At 33.5% G+C, this 20,352-nt stretch carries 16 protein-coding genes; 11 read left to right on the top strand and 5 right to left on the bottom strand.

The genetic code is table 11. From position 1 onward, the window contains the following. Positions 1-463: 463 nt before the first annotated feature. Positions 464-1,063 (bottom strand): LysE/ArgO family amino acid transporter, encoded by a 600-nt coding sequence (locus tag CRO00_RS18130; protein WP_097075085.1) that lies wholly within the window; start codon positions 1,061-1,063, stop codon positions 464-466. A 102-nt stretch (positions 1,064-1,165) separates the two neighbouring features. Between CRO00_RS18130 and CRO00_RS18125 the strand changes: the two genes are divergently transcribed. Next, the gene (locus CRO00_RS18125) at positions 1,166-2,617 is read left to right on the top strand and encodes an aminotransferase-like domain-containing protein (RefSeq protein ID WP_097075084.1); all 1,452 of its coding nucleotides are present in this window, start codon (positions 1,166-1,168) and stop codon (positions 2,615-2,617) included. A 430-nt stretch (positions 2,618-3,047) separates the two neighbouring features. On the opposite strand, the gene CRO00_RS18120 is transcribed toward CRO00_RS18125, so the two are convergent. Continuing rightward, positions 3,048-3,554, bottom strand: a complete 507-nt coding sequence (locus CRO00_RS18120; protein WP_097075083.1) for a hypothetical protein — start codon at positions 3,552-3,554, stop codon at positions 3,048-3,050. 47 nt (positions 3,555-3,601) lie between these two features. After that, positions 3,602-4,222: a hypothetical protein gene (locus CRO00_RS18115; RefSeq protein WP_097075082.1), complete on the bottom strand. Its 621-nt coding sequence runs from the start codon at positions 4,220-4,222 to the stop codon at positions 3,602-3,604. Between the two features lie 233 nt (positions 4,223-4,455). On the opposite strand from CRO00_RS18115, the gene CRO00_RS20220 reads away from it, so the two are divergent. The 7 genes from CRO00_RS20220 (at position 4,456) to CRO00_RS18085 (ending at position 15,216) form a co-directional block, all read left to right on the top strand. Continuing rightward, on the top strand, positions 4,456-4,596 hold the full coding sequence (locus tag CRO00_RS20220; RefSeq protein ID WP_161946737.1) for a hypothetical protein: 141 nt from the start codon (positions 4,456-4,458) through the stop codon (positions 4,594-4,596). A gap of 252 nt (positions 4,597-4,848) precedes the next feature. After that, positions 4,849-5,277 carry a helix-turn-helix domain-containing protein gene (locus tag CRO00_RS18110; protein WP_097075081.1) on the top strand — a complete coding sequence of 143 codons (429 nt, stop codon included), beginning with the start codon at positions 4,849-4,851 and terminating at the stop codon, positions 5,275-5,277. A 417-nt stretch (positions 5,278-5,694) separates the two neighbouring features. Next, on the top strand, positions 5,695-6,777 hold the full coding sequence (locus CRO00_RS18105) for a PDDEXK family nuclease (RefSeq protein WP_097075080.1): 1,083 nt from the start codon (positions 5,695-5,697) through the stop codon (positions 6,775-6,777). A 126-nt stretch (positions 6,778-6,903) separates the two neighbouring features. Then, positions 6,904-9,489 (top strand): ATP-dependent helicase, encoded by a 2,586-nt coding sequence (locus tag CRO00_RS18100; RefSeq protein ID WP_097075079.1) that lies wholly within the window; start codon positions 6,904-6,906, stop codon positions 9,487-9,489. Then, positions 9,482-10,303: a PD-(D/E)XK nuclease family protein gene (locus tag CRO00_RS18095; protein WP_097075078.1), complete on the top strand. Its 822-nt coding sequence runs from the start codon at positions 9,482-9,484 to the stop codon at positions 10,301-10,303. Before CRO00_RS18100 ends, CRO00_RS18095 begins: the two co-directional genes overlap by 8 nt. Positions 10,304-10,306: 3 nt before the next feature. Then, on the top strand, positions 10,307-12,196 hold the full coding sequence (locus CRO00_RS18090) for a site-specific DNA-methyltransferase (RefSeq protein ID WP_097075077.1): 1,890 nt from the start codon (positions 10,307-10,309) through the stop codon (positions 12,194-12,196). A gap of 14 nt (positions 12,197-12,210) precedes the next feature. Beyond that, on the top strand, positions 12,211-15,216 hold the full coding sequence (locus tag CRO00_RS18085; RefSeq protein ID WP_097075076.1) for a restriction endonuclease: 3,006 nt from the start codon (positions 12,211-12,213) through the stop codon (positions 15,214-15,216). 100 nt (positions 15,217-15,316) lie between these two features. On the opposite strand, the gene CRO00_RS18080 is transcribed toward CRO00_RS18085, so the two are convergent. Further along, complete coding sequence (locus tag CRO00_RS18080; protein WP_097075075.1) at positions 15,317-15,598, bottom strand: hypothetical protein; 282 nt, start codon at positions 15,596-15,598, stop codon at positions 15,317-15,319. After that, positions 15,579-16,580 carry a ParM/StbA family protein gene (locus tag CRO00_RS18075; RefSeq protein ID WP_097075074.1) on the bottom strand — a complete coding sequence of 334 codons (1,002 nt, stop codon included), beginning with the start codon at positions 16,578-16,580 and terminating at the stop codon, positions 15,579-15,581. Before CRO00_RS18075 ends, CRO00_RS18080 begins: the two co-directional genes overlap by 20 nt. Positions 16,581-16,743: 163 nt before the next feature. On the opposite strand from CRO00_RS18075, the gene CRO00_RS18070 reads away from it, so the two are divergent. The 3 genes from CRO00_RS18070 to CRO00_RS20215 all read left to right on the top strand — a co-directional run bounded on the left by CRO00_RS18070 (position 16,744) and on the right by CRO00_RS20215 (position 20,256). Then, positions 16,744-17,454 (top strand): helix-turn-helix domain-containing protein, encoded by a 711-nt coding sequence (locus CRO00_RS18070; RefSeq protein WP_097075073.1) that lies wholly within the window; start codon positions 16,744-16,746, stop codon positions 17,452-17,454. Between the two features lie 137 nt (positions 17,455-17,591). Next, a complete protein-coding gene (locus CRO00_RS18065; protein WP_097075072.1) occupies positions 17,592-19,355 on the top strand; it encodes a hypothetical protein in 1,764 nt (587 codons plus the stop codon). A gap of 760 nt (positions 19,356-20,115) precedes the next feature. Beyond that, positions 20,116-20,256 carry a hypothetical protein gene (locus CRO00_RS20215; protein ID WP_161946736.1) on the top strand — a complete coding sequence of 47 codons (141 nt, stop codon included), beginning with the start codon at positions 20,116-20,118 and terminating at the stop codon, positions 20,254-20,256. Positions 20,257-20,352 lie beyond the last annotated feature (96 nt).

The following is a 20,352-nucleotide window of genomic DNA, read 5'->3' as shown; positions in this document are numbered from 1 at the left end:
AAGCCGCTTAAGTTGAATAACAAATATCACTCTGCACCAAAAACGAAAAACATTATTATGCCTATAATTAATCCAGAAAGAAATAAGTTGGGAATGGAGAGCAAAATCTTTCTTTTAAATGAAATAGTATTAAACCGTAGAAATAATTTAATCAATAAACCGATTAGAACTGCATATATGAGCAAGGTTAATGTAAGATTTAAAAATCCACCTTGAGTAAATGGTGAATTAGGGTAAATACTTTCATAAAAATTCAAAATAAAAAACGGGCTAAATAAAATCATTTCGTAAAAAAGAAACTTTAAATATTGCAATGTAGGTTACACCCCCTACTTAAAGTGTAACCAATCCTTGTTCAAGTAAACTGCCCCTTTACTTCAATAAGAAACGAGCATTTTCCTTCTTGAAGTAAAGCCTTCGTTAATTTAAGTACAGTCTATCACAAACACCCTATTATGGTATGTTATATTAGTCCAATAAAAAGATAAATAGCAGTTCCCCAGATAAACAGGGCAGAGAATTTGTTAAATATGCTCATTAAACCTCCTGTACCGTCTAATTTCTTCATAATTGAGCCCGCCAACATTAGCCCAAAGAACCAAATCCAAGATACTGTTATACATGCAATTGTAAATAAGACTTGTTCTGTTCCTACATATTTTAAGGCACTTGTCCCAATAACACCGACTATATCTAAAATGGCATGAGGATTTAATAAAGAAACGGATAAAGCAAAGATGATCTGTTGACGGGTTGGTAATGCTTTATTCGTATTAGTTGTTGGTTCAGAACGCCAAATAGCATAACCCATGTAAAGTAAAAATAAAATCCCCGCAAACATTAGGCTAACCCGTAGCCATTCGAATTGTAAGACGATTACAGATAGCCCGAAGATAGCTAAAAGGATTAAAAATGTATCACAAAGTGAAGCTGTAATAGTAGCTGGAAGTGCCCGAATTAGTTTTGGCTGTGTGGCTCCCTGTGAAAATATAAATACGTTCTGCACTCCTAAAGGTAAAATGAGTCCGAATGCTAAGATTATTCCATGAAGAATGGCTTCCATATAGTCAACTCCCTTTCAAATACTATCGTACTATGATAAAACTAAAAGGAAACAACCAATTGGATGTTTTTATATCCATCCAATTTTTTAAAGGGGGATTATATGCAGTGGAAACCAAATCGTCATTCTCATTTGACCATTCAAGAGCAACTTGTAGATTGGATAAAATCTCGTATTGAACGAGGTGATTGGACTGTTGGCACAAGGATTCCAACGCAACGCCAACTCGCAATGGAGTTTAATATAAATAGAAGCACCGTTCAACTTGCTATAGATGAATTAAAGGCAGATGGTTTTCTCGAATCAAAAATGGGGTCAGGGGTCTTTGTAGCTAATAATTCTTGGAATGTACTTCTAAACCGAGCTCAACCGAATTGGCAACAACACATTAAATCAAGTATTCATAAACCAAACTACCATACAATTCAACTCATCAATGAATATGAGCAAATGGATCATATTATCCGTCTTGGAACAGGAGAATTATCACCAGAATTACTACCAACAAAGCAAATTGAACAGTCATTGAAGGAGATATCCCTGGATTCAAAAGAAATTGGCTATTCATCGCCACAAGGAAGTGAAAAACTAAGGAGAATTTTATGCAATTATTTAACGAATCGAGGTATTCAAACAGATCCAGAGAATATTTTAATTGTTTCAGGTGCATTGCAAGCACTTCAATTAATTGCAATTGGATTATTAGAAGAAGGTTCAATCGTCTTTCAAGAACAACCTTCGTATTTGAATTCTGTCCACCCCTTTCAATCTTCTGGAATGCGAATGATTTCAGTTTTACGGGATGTACATTTAGCAGATTCCTTACGAACACATAAAAGAAAAAGACAATCTTTATTCTACTGTGTACCAACATTACATAATCCAACAGGAGATAATTGGTCAGTAGAAGAAAGGATAAAGTTTTACAATGTGTGTAAAGAACTTCAAATTCCGATTATTGAGGATGATGTTTACCACGAATTGTTATTTGAACCTTCTTCGCCTGCTTTAAAGTCTTTTGATACATTGGGGCAAGTTCTTTATATCGGCAGTGTATCCAAAACACTAAGTCCTGGATTACGAATTGGTTGGGTTGTTGCACCTACACCTGTAATCAGACGATTAGCTGATATCAAAATGCAAACAGATTATGGTTCAAGTGCCTTTTCTCAAGAAATCGTTGCACACTGGATATCATCTGGTCTATATGAAAGGCATTTAATTAAACTTCGTGAACAATTGAAAAGAAGAGCTACCCTTGTAGAAGATATATTGGAACGGCAATTCCAAGAAATCGCTACTTGGAAAAAATCTGAGGGTGGTTTCTATATATGGCTCAGGTTTCATGAACCTATTGTAAATAAGGCATTATTTTTAAATTTAATTAACAAAAATGTTTTGATCAACCCAGGTTATATTTATGAAACAAGAGATTTACATCATATTCGTCTTTCCTATGCCTATGCGTCATTTGAAGAATTAAAAGTAGGATTAAATATTTTGTTAGAATTAAGCCGAAATAAATCACAGGAAAATAAGGATTTACAACATTAAAAAATTCAGTACGGAAAGACCAATTTCTCAGTGTTAAAATTGAGAAATCAGTCTTTCCCGTAACTTAACTAATTACCAAATAGTCACTTGTTCCACTAACCTGCCCAGTTAGCACAGCATAACAAATATGTAAATATTTGCTCTTTGCAATTTATCCTAAAAAAATCAAAGTGTTTTAGGCATAATACTATAAACCTACATATTTTAATTGCCAGAACCACTTTTCTTAACCACAAACTCAATTTTTGATGATTCAGTTCCTAATAATATTATTTATCATGAGGAACTCCTCTTCTTGCCAGGCTTGGAGTAATTCTTTTTAATGCTCAAGGAGGAACTGCCAAATCAGAAGGGGAAATTATTTTCAAAGAAAAAGAAGTAGGATAATTTTAACGTTATTATCCTACTTCTTGAAATATTTTAATACAATTTAAAATTCAAGCCGAACAAACTCTTGTTCATCTTCCTCATCGAGATAGTCGTTCGGAACTTCCTCTAAAGGAACAGGAGCAATATATAATGTTGTGTCAACTTCCAAATCTTCATATAGTTGGGTTAACTCTTCAAATAACTTATCCAATTGTTTTAATTCGATTTCGCTTAGCATTGATCTGTCGAGACCAAAATGATCTGCATATACACGCAAACAAACCACTTTACTTTCTCCATTTTCAGAAATAATAACATCCGAGTATGGGTCAGGAAAAATATCCTTTTCTTTTATAAACGGGAAGTGCTGACTAATCATTTCAGATAACATATGTAGTGGGATATTAAGATAATCACTAAAGATTTGCGAACGTAATAGATCTTCAAAATCTTCGTTCTTAAGGTCTATTAATACTCCATCCCAATTTGCTTGAAGCTCATTCTGTTCTTCATATAGTGCTTCACGAATTTCTTCCAATAATTGTGGATCAATCTTTTCAATAAACATAAAAACTCCTCCTGTTAAAAAGTGTTAAAGAAAGACTGTGATTTATGCTACCAATATTCAGGGACTACGAGTGGTTCTGTAAAGTATCTACTTTTACCTTCCTCATCAATTTTCCATTTATCTTTTCTTTTTAAATCTATAAAATTGGTAACCATTGAACTTTCCTCATCTTTGTAAATATGAAATGGAAGCTCGTATGCTAAATCCTTGTGTGCCTTCATATATGTATTTAGTCGAATATCATTAAAAGCGTTTTGAACCCGATTTATATTAACCCACTTTAATCCAGTCCATTTTTCTAATGAATCTGAAATAGAATCTTTATATTGCTCAAAATCTTCATCACTGACAAATTTGTCATAGAAATAAAAAGGACTAAGTAAAAACGTCTCTTTATCGTGATAAAAGCTAAAGTAGGCTTCCAAAATAATCTTCATTTCGAAGTAACGGTAATAATTAACAGTAAGCTCAATTCCTAAACCGTAATTTTCCTCTTCAACAAATTGATAGCTGTCAAACATACGTTTTGCAATCTTGTCATTACTGTGAGTGGAAGTTCTTAGAAATGTATGTTCATTTCCATTAAGAGTTATGGAAACTGAAGTGGAAATCGTCTGTCTATTGTTATAGTGATTAATAAAATCAGTGACGGAATCAAAGGTTTTCACAGTCTTTACCCCCAGTGAATTTTATTATGAAGTTATATAGTAAAATATCATTTTAATAGATTATAGGAAAAATCCCGAATTTTGTCATTTATATTGTATAAGGTTATTAATTTTGATTAAAGACATAAAGAATGTACACAACAGTCATATACCTCAGTCACAGCTACTGCTTACTATCGGAAATTTTAGATAAAAGGTATAATCCAAATAAATATTTGCGAGAGGTGATTACTATGTTACATGGGAAAATGACGAAGAAAGAGCAAATACTACGTCTTCATCAAAAGGGCATGAAACAAGTGGAGATTGCAAAGGAGTTAAAGACTTATACGAATTATGTCTGGAAAGTTATAAATGAGCAAAAGGGAAAATAAACTACTTAATCCATCTCGGTTACTCACACTTAAAATGATTGGCTGTTTTAAATGTGTAAATTGCGAAACAGTTACAACCTGAACACAATTAATCTCTTTCCTTATTTCGTTCACAAAATAACTTAATAGAAAATGAAATAATTCTCTACTAATTTAAGTTATCAAAATCCTCTTCCTGCTTATGATAAAAAGATCATTCGATCAAAAAACAGGATTTCCATTTTGGAAAATGTAAAAGAGGAGAGGACTAAATTGAAAAAGGAACAGATGAGTGATGATTTTGGAAAAATGTTAAAAAAGTTGAGAGAGGAAAGAGGTTTGTCACTTGGTAGGCTTGCAGGTTTAACAGGAATCTCAGCTTCATATCTAAGCCGATTGGAGCGGTCACAAAAGAAATCTCCAGGATTTCCCAAGCTAATGGTACTTGCAGAGGCATTAAATGTAGAACCATGGACTCTGGTTGGTTCCAGTTTGAGCTGGGATAAAGGTGAGACAACGGATTTAAAAGAATTATTATTCAATCACCAAATACAACATAACGGTGAAATACTAAGTGCAGAGACCAAGGAAATACTACTTGAAATTCTTGAAGCAATCCTCAATGCGGACTGGTCAAAAGAAAGTCTTTTGCAAGAATTGTACGAGATTGGGGAGTTGATCAACGAATTAAAGGAGACTTAGTTCTCCAGCGGTAACAGAATTTCTGTTGCCGTTTACATAGAGAATAGACATAGGATATTAATATAATATAAATATAAGTTTCATATATAATATTGATTTTACTGATACCAGCCATATAGAACTTTACATAACATATAATGAAATTATATAGAAGATATACATATGGTTTTCAAGCGGTTTAAAAGTCCTGTTAAAATGCTTGACTATAGCCAACATCTTCTTTAAAATTCACAGAAAATAGCAAAAAAGAGGTGAAAAAGATGGTTTTGAAGAATCCATTGAAGAATAATTATATAAATAAAAGGCAAAGCACTTACCGAATCTGTTAACGAATTTGGTAGGTGCTTTTTTCATGCATTTATTTTTTACCAAAATTGATGAGTAAGGTATAACTAAATATCGAAAGGATATATTGGCATGAGTAAAAATGGTTCGATGAAAGAGAATATACTTTCTATATTCTTGAAGGAAAACCCGCAATTGCTTTCAGATACACTTGGATTTCAGGTCAATAATATTACGCTTGAACAACGTATTGCATACAATCACATAGATATTCGTGGGGTTGATTTTAAGAGAAGAATTCCTGTTATTATCGAAGTACAGGTCACGAAAGCAAATAAGAAGTATCTGAACAGAGTAATAGAGATGATTGAAAAAAATAATGAATCGGTTATCGTATGGATTGCCAAATCATTTGATGAAGGAATTATGGAAGAATTGAAAAAATGGTTTGAGTCGCATCAAAAAGAGTTTGTTGATTTTTATGCCATTGCACTTCATGAAGATACCATCGCTGTATTGGAAAAACTAAATGAAATGTACCGTTTGGATATATATAAGAACTTTTATCTGTTAAGGGAACTGAATCCCCTGTTAAATGTTGAATTAGTGAATCTGCAAATGCATCCATCGCATTGCGGACAGGTTAATACAAATCCATCGCCACCTGACTTTGACCGAACTGAAGATGTAAAGCGAGCAATGTTACAAGTGTTGCGTAGCAAGATACCGTATTTTCTTAATTTTCATTACGATAAAAAGACAAATCGAAATGATCGAATCCTTAGTTGCGGTGGGGGCAAAACTGGGATAATTTATAGATGCTCAGCAAAAGATGTTCGAAATCTTGCATTTGTGGAGTTATACTTCGACAAAGCAGAAGAGGATTGGTATGAAGCATTTAAAAGTATTGAAAGTGAACTTGTTGATACTATACACCAAGACCTGTGCTTTAAGAAAAGGCGAATCGGAGTTTATTTTGAACCGAAAGAAAGTTATGAGCTAACTTTTGAGGAGATTGCAAGTATCTTTAAGAAAATGATAGATGGATTCTCTCCTTACATTTATAAAGTTAAGGAATTGCCAGAAAGAACTTCGGTAGTTCCAACCGATAGATTTGTTCAAGTTCCAATCGAGTTACCAGAACAACCACTTCCAACAGAAGATAGTTACCGAATTATGATGGAAGAATTAACTGAGTTAATGTTAACAAAATAACTTTATTGAAAGAGCTTCTACCTTTTGCGGGTGAAGCTCTTTAATTTTCATGAAACCTTTAAACATATACTACGTATGAAATGGTAGAATATTACTATAGGAAACTGTTGGGGAGGTTTTGACTAAATGAATAATTCTATTTCTTTAGAAAGTTTATTTCAGATACATGGCTTTACTCCAAATGAAGGGCAATTAGATGCGATTAGGTCGTTAGAAGGACCTTTATTTTTAATGGCGGGTCCTGGTTCTGGTAAAACAAGAGTTCTTTTATGGAGAACAGTAAATGCAATAGTATTTCATAACGTTCCACCTGAAAGACTATTTTTATCAACATTTACTGAAAAAGCCGCCAAGCAATTAAAAGACGGATTGCAAACGATACTTGGAACAGTAACAAACATTACTGGTGTTCCCTATGATATTTCAAGAATGTATGTGGGAACAGTCCACTCCCTTTGTCAAAAAATAATAGGTGATAGACGTTTTATTAAAAATCGTTCAAGGGTTAAACCACCAATTCTCATGGATGAATTAGACCAGTATTATTTTATAAATTCAAGTTCATTTTGGCGATTAACTGAGGAGTTACTTCACGTAAAAGAAGATATATGGCGTTCTGATATGAAACAATATTTTGGAAAACGTTCAGAATCACGTCACGATACAGCATTATCAATTATTTCAATATTTAATAGATTCTCTGAAGAAAACCTTCCAGTTGAAAAAATATATGATTACGCAAAAAGCAAAAGAGATGATACATTACTAAAAATTGCAAAATTATACGAATGGTACAAAGCAAAACTCCATTCTGATAACATGGTAGATTTCTCACTTCTTCAGCAAAGAGCTTTACATCAGTTGCTTGAAAGTGAACATGTAATATTTGAATTTGAGCATGTTGTCATAGACGAATTTCAGGACACAAATCGAATTCAAGAACAACTATTCTTTCGATTAGCGAAGGGAAATAAGAATCTTTGTGTGGTTGGTGATGATGACCAAGCTTTATACCGATTCCGAGGTGCTACTGTTGAAAACTTTGTACAGTTTCCACAACGTAGTCAGTTATATCTGCAAACACCACCACGAGAAATCAAATTAAATATAAACTACCGTTCCAAAAAACAGATAGTTACAACTTATACTAACTTTATAGATAAGGTGAGTTGGGTGAGGGAGAGCGGTGAAGGCTATTACCGATTACACGATAAGAATATCCAAGCATTTAAACAAGACAATGATATATCTGTAATTACTACAACTCCATCAAAATCTGAGGATGTAGCTGAGGAAATTGCTCAATTTGTCAGGAAGTTGATTGACGAAAAAAAGGTTGAAGATCCAAATCAAATTGCATTTTTATTCCCTGCATTGAAAAATAATCAGCATGTAAAACGAATGAAGAGGGCTTTAGAAAAAGAAGGAATTAATGTTTATGCACCAAGGGCAGGGCGTTTTTTAGAAGTTGAGGAAGCAAAAGCAATGTTAGGTATCTTTACAAAAATCATTGGAAGACCTGCCAGACAAGACTTTTCGGGTGCATATAAAGATTTTCATGATTGGTTAGATGTGATAGAGGGAGAAGCAAAAGAATTAATACAAAAAGATGAAAGAATGGAACGGTTTGTTGCTGTAAAAACTGAAGAACTGAAAAGGTGCAAAGAGGACTATATCCGATTGTTAAAAACAGTAAGCGATAACGGATGGACATTAAAAGATAACTATGTCCCGCAATCACATAAACGAATCTTAACGAAAACACCGTTAATCTCCCAACAAACAATACGAGGATTAGGCTCAAATAGATTAGATAAGATTATTGAGCAAAGAAATAAAGAAGGAAAACCATTCAGTTTGCAATATATTCTTAATCGTGCAACATCAGTAGACTGGAACGTTTTGGACTTATTTTACCGATTGTGCGGATTCCCTTATTTTTCACAAATGTTCAAACTTGCGGAAGATGGTTTAGATGAAGGACCAATTTGCAATTTATCCATGATTTCAGAGTATTTATCACGATACATGGAGCAGTCAAGTTCGGTGATAACTGGTGCAAGATTGATTGAGGATCATCTTGCAAATGATTTCTTTGGTCGGTATGTCTATGGTCTCTTCAGGATTGGAGAAACGGAAGTTGAAAATGATGAAACACCATTCCCAAAAGGTAGGGTTCCGTTTTTAACAATTCATCAATCTAAAGGGCTTGAATTTCCATACGTTATTCTTGGGAATCCTGGAAAGAAAAATAAGAATGTTCCACGAGAAGAAGAGATTGTAAGACCGTTAGTTGAGGGCGATAATGAACCGTTAGCAAGGATTCCTGAATTTGATACAATGAGATTATTCTATGTTGCGTTATCAAGAGCAGAAGAAATGCTGATTATCAGCAACTTGAGAGGTCAAGGACAAACCGTTGAACCAGCTTTTAAGCAATTATTAGAGGAAATGAAATACCCTCAAATACCGAATGTGGTCGTAACCGATATGCCTAAAGTAGAAGTAAAAGAAGATGAAATCCCTAAAGTTTATTCATATACAAGTGATTATTTGATGTATTTAAAATGCCCAAGAAATTACATGGTGTTTAAAAAATACGGATTTGTTCCTTCTCGTTCGCAAACTATGTTATTTGGATCGCTTGTTCATCAAACAATAGAAGACATTCATAATCAAATCATTTCATTGCGAGGTGACAGAAATGAATAATGATGAAATGTTAAAATTCATAGAGGAAGCTTTTGAAGAAAATTACGAGCTATTGAGATTAGAAGGTGGACATTCATTATCCCCACACGTTAAAAAAATGGCTTTAGAACAAGTAAAACACTATTGGAAAAAACTTAGAAACCTCGCTGAGAATGTTTCCGATACTGAGGTACGCCTTACTCTTCCACAGCAAAAAACACCATCAGGAAAGTATTATACAATACAAGGTGTAGTAGATGTTGTGAAAGAAGACGATAGAACTGTTATGTATGACATTAAAACGCATGATGTTGATTTTGTTCGATGCAATAAGAAAGACTATGAAGGACAACTCAATATTTATGCTCATATTTGGCAATCAGTACGTGGACAACATTTAGATGGTACTTCTATTATTGCAATTGGTGAAACAGAAGAATTAAGGAAAGCGAAGCAAAGAGCATCACAAGCTAATAATGAACAAATATTAGAAGAAGCCCTTACAGAATGGAATCCAGAAGTGCCAATTGAATTAGAGATGGAACAGGTAGATGCATATTTAGAATCCTTTGGTGAAGTGGTTGATATGATTGAAGGATTTGAATTCAGCCCACCCCCTGTTGAAAAGTTACTTTCTAAAGTCCAAGACAATAAGACTTTTGCAGTACACGTATGCCGAAACTGTGATGTCCGTTTCTCGTGCGAATCATTTAAGGCTTATGCCTTTTCCTCCAGTCGGGCTAAAAGTAATTTCTTAGCCTTCTATGATGACTATGGAACGGAACATGAAAGAGTTGAAGTAATTGAAGCAAATTTAGAGGAAGAAGAGGTGTAAGGAATGCCAATAGAAGAATTAAAAAGACCTGATCGGATTGATGAAGATAGAATTGCGAAGCTGAAAGAGCTTTTTCCAGAGGCGTTTGGAGACGGAAAGTTAAATATTGAAATTCTAAAAGATGAAATTGAAGGTTTAAATGTAAATTTAATTGAGGATAACACAGAAGAATATTATGGATTACAATGGGTAGGGAAAAAAGAAGCAAGAAAGTTGGCACTCTTACCACCACAAGGGACATTAAAGTATAAAAAAGGTGATGGTATAAATGAAAGTGATACCAAAAACTTGTTTTTTGAGGGTGATAATTTAGAAATACTCCGCATACTCCAAAAAAGTTATGCCAATAGAATAAAAGTTATCTATATAGACCCTCCATATAATAGAGGAGAAGATTTAATTTATAAGGATGATTATAAAGATCCTGTGGAGAAATACTTACAAAAAACTGGACAGATGGATGAAGAGGGACTTTTAACAAGTAACCCCAAAGATAGCGGAAGGTTTCATGCAAATTGGTTAAATATGATTTACCCCAGATTAAAAGTAGCTAAAAATCTTCTTAAAGAAGATGGAGTAATTTTTGTTTCAATAGACCATAATGAAATGGCTAATTTAAGACGTATAATGGATGAAATTTTTGGTGAGGAAAACTTACTATCTGAATTAATTTGGGATTTAGGTACAGGAACTCAGGCAGGGCATTTTGTAAGGGCTCATGAATATATTCTTGTTTATGCTAAAAATAAAGATAAGTTACCTAATTTCTCAGGCGGAGAGGGGACAATTGAACACAGTGCTTTAAAGAAAATTAGTAAAAAGAATCCCTCAAGTCATTTTACGTTTCCAAAGGGAACAAGATTTGAAGCAGTCGATGGTACGGAATTAAAAGGTGAATGGGGAGGTTCTGAAAAGACTTTTCTTATTTCTGGAAGAATGATTGCTGAAAATGGTGTACTAAAAGAATCGGTAACTCTCGAAGCGGGTTGGGCTATGAAAGGTCAAATGGAACAATGGTTTTCTGGTAAAGAGACTTTTGATTCAAAAGGGCAAAAAGTATTGGAATTTTACTTTAATAGTAGCGGGGTTTTAAAGTATAAAAAGGAAAGAAGTGTGGTAAATCCTCCGAGTATCATAAAAGATGTAGGGTCAACTAAATCTGGGTCGCAAACTTTAATGGACTTGTTTGGAGAGAATGATGTCTTTGACTTTCCAAAGCCTATAGCATTAATGAAATTTCTTTTGAGGTTAATTTTAAAGGACAATGAGTATGTTTTAGATTTCTTCGCAGGCTCAGGTACAACTGCACAAGCGGTTTTAGAACTTAATCGTGAGGATTTAGGTAAAAGAAGATTTATGTTGGTGCAACTCCCTGTAAAAACCAACTTAGAGAAGTACAATACAATAGCAGATATTACTAAAGAGAGAATTAAAAAAAGCATTGAGCATTTATCAAGGGAAGATGACCAAAAGGTAATTTTAGATGAAGGCTTTGTAGTTTATGAACTTGATAAAACGAATATCAGAAAATGGGAAGGGTACGAAGGAGAAAATTTGAATGTACTTAACCAGAATTTGGATTTATTTACTTCAACTTCTATTATTGAGGAAGCTAATGATATAGATGTTGTAACTGAATTAATGCTATCCCAAGGTTTCCCACTTGATAGCAGTGTAAAGGTAATTGAGAAATCATCTAATTCGCTTTGGATTGCTCAACATGAAGATGTTCCGTTTCCTTTAGTTGTCTGTCTGGACGGAAAGCTACAGGTAGAAACAGGTAGATTCTTAAATGATGAATATGGAAAAGGTACATTTATTTGCCTTGATAATGCCTTGTCGAATGAACAAAAGATTCTCCTTAGTGAATCAATGAACGTGAAAACAATTTAGTGGGGGTGGACTAATTGGCTAAAAAACTTACTTTACAATATAATGCTGACCAACAGTTCCAGTTAGATGCCATTTCCAGTGTGGTTGATTTGTTTGAAGGAGTACCTTATCAGGAGCAGATTGAATTACCAGTTGGGACAATGAATGATGTAACTCCAAACTTTCCGCCTGATGAATTCTTAGATGAGATTTTGTTGTTTGACAATCTCCAAAGAGTCCAAGAAAGAAATAACGATGAAAGTCGTGGAAGTGAACTGGAGTTTTCTGATGACTTGTATGTAGACGATGGAATGGTACTTGAAGTGGCTGGGAACGATTCGATTCGTGTCCCACACTTTACTGTTGAAATGGAGACAGGAACTGGAAAAACTTATGTCTATATTCGCACAATGTATGAATTGAAGAAAAATTATGGGTTTACAAAATTCATAGTAGTTGTTCCAAGCGTCGCCATTTATCAAGGGGTTATTAAGTCTCTTAAAACTATGAGAAACCATTTTCGTCAGTTGTATGATAATCAAGATGTTGCTGTTATTGAATACGATAGTACGAAATTAGGTGAGTTGAATACTTTCGCAAACAGTAACGATTTAACTGTAATGGTAATGACAATAGATTCTTTCAACAAAGCGAGTAACAACATCTACAAGCATACAGAAAAATTACAAGGTGAATGGAAACCCTTTGAGTATATACAGGCAACAAGACCGATTATTATCTTGGATGAAGCCCAGAACTTTGAAACAAATAAAGCAAAAGAAGCTATTCGAACATTAAAACCATTATTTGTACTAAGATATTCAGCAACACATCGGGAAACGCCAAATTTAGTGTACCGTCTAACGCCAATTGATGCCTTTAGAAACAATCTCGTTAAGCAGATTGAAGTGATTGGAATTTCTGAATTAGGTAATCTAAATGAAGGTATTCTTCGTCTATTAGAAATTAAACGTAACCCAATGACTGCTGTATTGAGAGCATTAGTATTAGATAAAGGGCAATTAGTTGAAAGGGATATTAGCTTAAAACAAGGTGAAAATCTCTTTACTAAAACAAAAAACTCTGATTATGAGCAATTCATTGTTGAGGAAATACGTTATGGTAAGAATGAAGAAGATCAGTTAATTATATTTGAAAACGGAATAACGTTATCAGTAAGTGATTCTATGTTATCAAAGGAAAGTATTTTTAGATCTCAAATTGAAAGAACCATTAGTGTTCACATGCAACGACAGCAAGCATTAAAGGCTCAAGGAATCAAAGTTCTTTCCCTGTTTTTCATTGACAGGGTAAAAAATTATACTGCCAATGATGGAATGATAAAAAGGTTATTTGATGAAAGTTTTGAACGATTAAAACGTCATTATGACGAATTTAGGGAACTTTCAGCAGATGAAGTACGCCAAGGTTATTTTTCCAAACCAAAAGTAGATTCTCCAGAAGAAGAAGCAGTTGATACGGATGGTAAAAATCAAAAGCAACGTGAAATGGAAAAACAGGCGTTTGAACTGATAATGAAAGATAAAGAACGTCTACTAAGCTTTGATGAACCAGTTTCATTTATTTTCGCCCATTCAGCACTAAAAGAAGGTTGGGATAACCCCAATGTATTCCAAATATGTACGTTGAATCAAACAAGTTCTACCATGAAAAAACGCCAAGAGATTGGTAGAGGCTTACGTTTAGCTGTGGATCAGGAAGGAAAAAGAGCAGAAAACCATGATATTAATATTTTAACTGTCGTAGCTAATGAACAGTATGAATCTTTTGTTTCCCGATTACAGCAGGAATACATTGAAGACGGAGTGGATGCACCACCAACTCCTAAACCGCCTGAGCCAAGTGAAGTGCGTCGAAGAGACGAAATTTACAAATCGGGGGAGTTTACAGAGTTTTGGAAAAAGTTAAATAAGAAAATGTCTTACAAGGTAACGGTGAATGATACTAAACTAATTGAACAATGTGTTGAAAGACTCAATCAAGCAAAATTCCCATCTCCTCTAATTGAAATAACAAAAGGTCGCTTTATCATGTGTGAGTACAAAATCTCTCTTGTTTCAGTTGAAGGTGAGAGTGCAAAACTCAAAATTGAAATGCAAGATTCGAGAGGAAACAAAAAGCTTTTTGAACCTTTAATAATGGTTAATGATGATCTTAAGAAAGAAACAAAAGACGACCATTTACGTGGATTTAAAGTTATGCATATGGGAGAGTTGTATGGAGAGCCTTATGTAAAGTTTACAAATGAAATAATAGTAAAGAAATTTGAACCCTTCAAATTTCAAACGGAAAAGGCAGAGAAGCCTAAAAAGCAAGTTGAGCAAGCCGAAAAATCAACCTATCCAATTCCAGACTTTATTACTCGAACTGCTAATGAAACGAACTTAACAAAGCAAACAATTGTAGAGATTTTTAAACGTATGAGTACAGAACAAAAAGAGAAGATTTTCTACAATCCAGAGGGCTGGGTTTCAACATTCCTTTCTGAAATTCGGATTACTCTAAGTGACCATATTGTTGATAATATTGAATTTGATATTGACGAGAATACAGAGGTATATGAATTAGATGAACTTTTCCCAATTATGGTGAAGCAACCTCAGAAAGAATTAATTGAAGCGGGAAAAGCGGGGTTATACGATAAGGTCCAAGTAGATTCAGATGTCGAACGTGATTTTATCGAGAATCTAATTAAACCAGATGTTGAGAAAGATAATACAATTCTTTACTTTAAGTTCCCACCAAAGTTCAAGATTTTGTTGCCGAAGATTGTCGGAAACTATAATCCCGATTGGGCTATTGTTAGAAAGTATGATGGGAAGTTAAAACTGGAATTAGTAAGAGAAACAAAAGGTGGAGTAAAGTTAGAAGATTTGCGATTCCCGCAAGAAAAGCGAAAAATTCTATGTGCAATGAAGTATTTTGAAAAGATTGGTGTAAGTTACCGAGTGGTTACTTCGAACAGTTATGATTGGATGGAGTTAACCGAGTTAGAGCAAATGAGTTTAGATGTGAACTAAGGAAAGTGAAAGTGATTACTATCGGTGGACAATAGATAAAATGAAGCGTTATGTAGGGTTGGGAGAAATCCCACCCTTTTTAGTTATTGTCATAACTCAATTAAAACAATGTGTTAAGCAAATCAATATCTTCGTTTTGCAATTCTTGTTCCCCTTTTGTGGTTGAGCTTGAAAGTAAGAAAGGATTTGAAAGCGTTCTATTATCATTAAAGATACTTAATAGATTATCAATTTTTTCCTCAAGACATTTGTTATGCTCGATTTCTTTCTGAAGGATCCTACAAATATAATCACTTCGATTGGGTTGTTTTAGAAGGTGTTCATAGATAGGGCGGTATTCTTCACGAAATGAAATACTTAATCTAAGCCTTTCTTTGTTCATTGTATTTCGCCTCAAGAATTATTAAGAATGAGAGGGTGGTGGAGAATTGGGTATCTTCTTGGGGAGTGAAAGTGGCATTAGGAAAGTGTTTCAAAAACTGTTCCTTTAACAAAATGGACCCGCCCCCGATAAAAATTAATTCAGTATTTGCAAAACTTATTTTTCGGCTTTTCGCATAATTAATAATCTGTTTTACATGTTGTTCAAAGGCACTTTTAATGATTTCATTTCCTTCTTCCTGTTCATTTCCATCAACTATAATTCGTTTATCACGAATGATTTGTTCTGCGTCGTCACTTGTGAAAGAAATTGCATATCGTGATGAAAGTTGCTCAGCAATGGAAGACCGTAATATATTAATGCCCAGATTGCTAACAAGCATCCTATCAAAGTTTGGAATGAGTCTATTGCATTCTAAAACGCTTGTATTTAATGAGCCAATGTCGAATATTAATGCTCGCTTTTGACGAAAATCATTTCTCTGATAATAGATGGGTCCTAACGCCTCTGGAAGTGCAATCACTTTTTCGAGTGTAAAAGAAAATGGTTTACCATTTACCTCGATTCCAATCACTTTGCCATTCTGTTGAATAAAAGCTTCATATTCTCTTCGCTTCTGTTCGTTCTTGTAAAGGTTTATTGGTATATTTACCGCCAAGTATATCTTTGCCATTGCGGTATAGTCTTGCGACCGTTCTAAGAGTTTCGTGATTGCTAAATAAATCGAAATAAGATGTTCAGTTGTTTGCTTAGTAAGGTCAAAGGAAACATAATCCTCACTCACTAAGTCGCCGATAAGGAACTTTTTTCCTTCATATTCAATTACATTAGTATTTTTCATTAATATATCATTATCAAATCCGCTTGCCTCCATTACTTTTGTTCTGAATTTGACTCTTTCAATGAGTCTATTTTCTGTGCGTATTACTCCTTTTGTATAACTTTTACCAGTATCAACGGCAATAAAAAATTTGTTGTGCAAGATAAATACCTCCTTAAAATATATTTTCTTTCTTATATGCGACAGAGGAGGATTTATAATGTAACATAGTCAAAAAATTGTTTGATTATGTCTGACAACGTGCTAACACAAGTTTGCTATAATGAAAATGTATTGTATATATGCAATGAAATGGAGGTTTTAAATGATGGAAAACACGTTCGGTCTTATTGTACAAAGAGAACGAAACAAGCAGGGTTTATCACTTGCGAAGCTATCGAGTTTGCTAAATAACGAGATAGATCCTTCTTATATTAACCGTTTAGAAAAAGAACAGAAAAATCCTTCTTTTAAAGTGGTTTGCTTGTTAACATCAGCATTGAAATTGGATATTAGAGAGGTTTTTCGTGCATTTGGTTTTGAAAATTTAATTACTAACTATGATGAAGAAGCTGTCTTTTCAATAGATGAGTTTATTCGTTTACATAAGCTAAAGAACCCACTGGATAATCGAATTATTAACAATGAAGAGCAAGAAACGTTGATTAAAATAATCCACACTGTTTTTGAACTTTCGCAAGCGGAACTTGATTTAGGTCAACTTTCTCCTTTGTTAAAAGAAATACAAAAACTAAGGGAAATACATTTGCGTGAATCTACTGAATGTATTGAAGTACCATTTATGAACACTACATTTACTGTGGATATAAAAGCAGTGTCAGCTCAAAATAGATCGTTTGATAGGGAGAAAGCAATAGTTGCAATTCAAGATATAGTATCTAAAAAAGGGACAAAGCTTTTAGACATTAAGGATGGTAGCATTACTGTAGATTTAAACGGAGAAAGTTGGCTTGCACAAATACAAGGGGAAAGAGTTACTTTCATAACAAGAAAGAAAGAGATTATTGATTTATAGAGGATTTACTCTGTCAGCAAAATTCAAAATATTGTTTATATGAAACAAATGTTAATAATATTGCATATAGGCATTGACAAAAAACAACGCTCCTTTTATTATCTATTTAGATATTAGTAAAAGGAGATGATTTTGACATGGAAAAGTTAAAGGCAACACATCAGCATAATAATAGTTTAGTAGTGAATTCAAGTTACTTTGAGCAACTCAAGAAGCAAATTACAGATCAGAGTCGATGGGATAGTAACATTTTTCATGTGTTTAATCACGAAGCGGGAACAGGGAAAAGTCAATTTACACTGGCTGAAATTGCAGAATTGGTAGTAAGGACAGATTATAAAGTTCTGTATGTTCAAAAGTTTAAACGTGGCGATGCACTTATAGATACTGTAAAAACCATCAACTCCCATGCTGTTTATTCGGTAGCAGAGTATATTGACAGTAAGGACAATAAAGATAGAAATAGTAAAATAAAGAATGAAATTCGAAACAGAAAATTAAACGCAAAAGTGTTAGCCATTACTCACAACATGTATATGCGAGTGTGTTTCGGAAAACATCAGGAAATATTAGACGGAAGGCATATTCTTATAATAGATGAGTTTCCAGACTTTTTGGAAAGGGTAACGATTTCATTAAAAGATCTATCCAAGTTGTGGGAAAATGCCTATCGTTTCAAAGAGAAAGAGTTCATCGAAAAACTTGTTACCGATTTAAAAAATATTGTCACTCAAGAAATAACTAACCCTCATAATGTTCGAAATTTCCCATACCTCGATTTTTCTTCGAAATACTTTGATCCTTATAAACAATCCCTCCCAACGATAATAGAAAACTACCAGCAGTTGAAAGAAACTGAAGTTCTATCGAGAATCCTACAAATTTTAAATAATGGCTGTCGATACAGTAATAATGACTTACACACATTTAATAGTGAAATAGAGCCTAAACTCCTTAAAAACAATATTATTCTCGATGCCAATGCTGGTTTCGATTATCGCTACGAATTATCTAACCTCTTCGTTGTTCATCCGCAAGATAAATTCTATGATTACTCCAATTCAACCTTGACTCATTATTGTGTTAAAACAAGTAAGGAAGCCTTATCTCGTAATATTAACTTCTACCAAAAAGCCCTCGAGAAACTTTCCCTCTCTTTCAAAGAAAAAATCCTATTTGTAACTGACAAAGATAACGAGGATACCTTGAAAAAGGAGATTCAAAATTATCTTGTGTTAACTGGGAAGACCGATAAGGAAATTCAAAAAATAGAAGAGACTATAACTATTGAATACTTCGGGAATATCATCGGGGTAAATGATTATCGGGAGTATGAAACAGTCGTGATAATGAAAACACCGAACTTCGATTATGTGGATTATGTCCTTCAACATGACTATTACAAACCATTAAAGCATCTAAATGAGGACATTCCAATTTTTAAAGATACTACGGTTGAGCAAATTCGAAAAACAATGATAGCGGGGGAAATTTATCAAGCAATGAAACGAATAAATCGAGATAACAGCAAAAATGCTCACTATATTGTTTTTACAGCAAATGAAGATGCGATTGATATAGTCCGACAACAGATGCCAGGCATTAATTATTATCAGTATGAATTAAACGTCGATTACACAGCAAGAAAAACTGAAGAAGAAACGAAAACAGAAAAAAGACAAAAGAAAATAATGGAATTCCTTTACAATTGCAAGCAAGAAGGAAAAGAAAAAGTCGCCAAGCGAGAAATAAGGGATGTAATTGATTATCAAGATGCAAAGAACTTTGCGAAGTTACTAAAATCAATAGAAGCATTTTTGATAAGCAATCAGATGTATGCAAAGGGGCAACATGTTTATATTGAACAAGGGGAAGAAACAGAAGAGAAAATGGCAATATAAGTTTACTTGACCGTAGAGAATCTCTGCGGTTTTTCTATATCCAAAAGTCGTAAAGCACATTTATTTTGATTAAATTAAAGAAGTAGATTATTCGATAAAAGACATTATACGATAAAATCTTAGTTGGTAAATAACCATTTCAAGGGTGATGAAATGCATTGATATTCTGCATAACAAAAGACAATGCTAATATTAACAGTGAATTTATTTACAATATCCATTGTGAAGATTAAATATCTCCATCTTATAGGAGGTTAATGCTCTCTCCTTTTTGGAATGGAAATGACCTTTTAATCATTGCCAAGCATTGTTGTATGTAATGCAATTATATCAAGTTTAATCAGTAGTTATATGTGCAAATAGAAGAGTAACTGCTATTACCTTTAAGTAATTTGCTGTAAAACTTCTATTTGCATGACTTTTAATCAGTTCATTGCATTTTTGCTAAGATATCAAGGAGTAGTGCATTTTCTTAATATGTTTACAGGTTTTAATGAACTATGAAAACAGATTAGTAGATTTAAACATGTACTTAGTATAACTGCACAGTTTCTATTATCTGTTTTGCATAAATTAAAAGTTCTTTATTATTTACACTTACATTAGATTGTTGCATTTTTTACTGGTTATTATTCTAAAGCTACGAGGCTTCTCTGGTGGATTCATAAACCAATAGTTGTTTATTCATTAAAAGGGGATATTTCTTTTAGTAGCAATTACCAATGGGGGATTGTTCAAATTATCAAGGTGTTGCTGGTTCTTGCATTATCATTATGGGGAATATGCAATTGAGGTAGGTTTCTCTAATAATCGCAAATCAATTGATATTGTAGCAACGAACAATGATATCAGTACATTAATACAAAAAAGTCGTAAAATAAGTATTCTTCCTTATATATAAGATATAGAAAATACGACTTTTTAAATAAGAGAAAATCTTATTGATATCTTTCTATTATTCAAGTAAATGAGCTTTACGACTTTTTAAAAGTATGCT

This window comes from Ureibacillus xyleni (assembly GCF_900217795.1).
GTDB lineage: Bacteria > Bacillota > Bacilli > Bacillales_A > Planococcaceae > Ureibacillus > Ureibacillus xyleni.
Note: the sequence above shows the minus strand (reverse complement) of the source record. Positions and strands in the feature narration are given on the sequence as shown.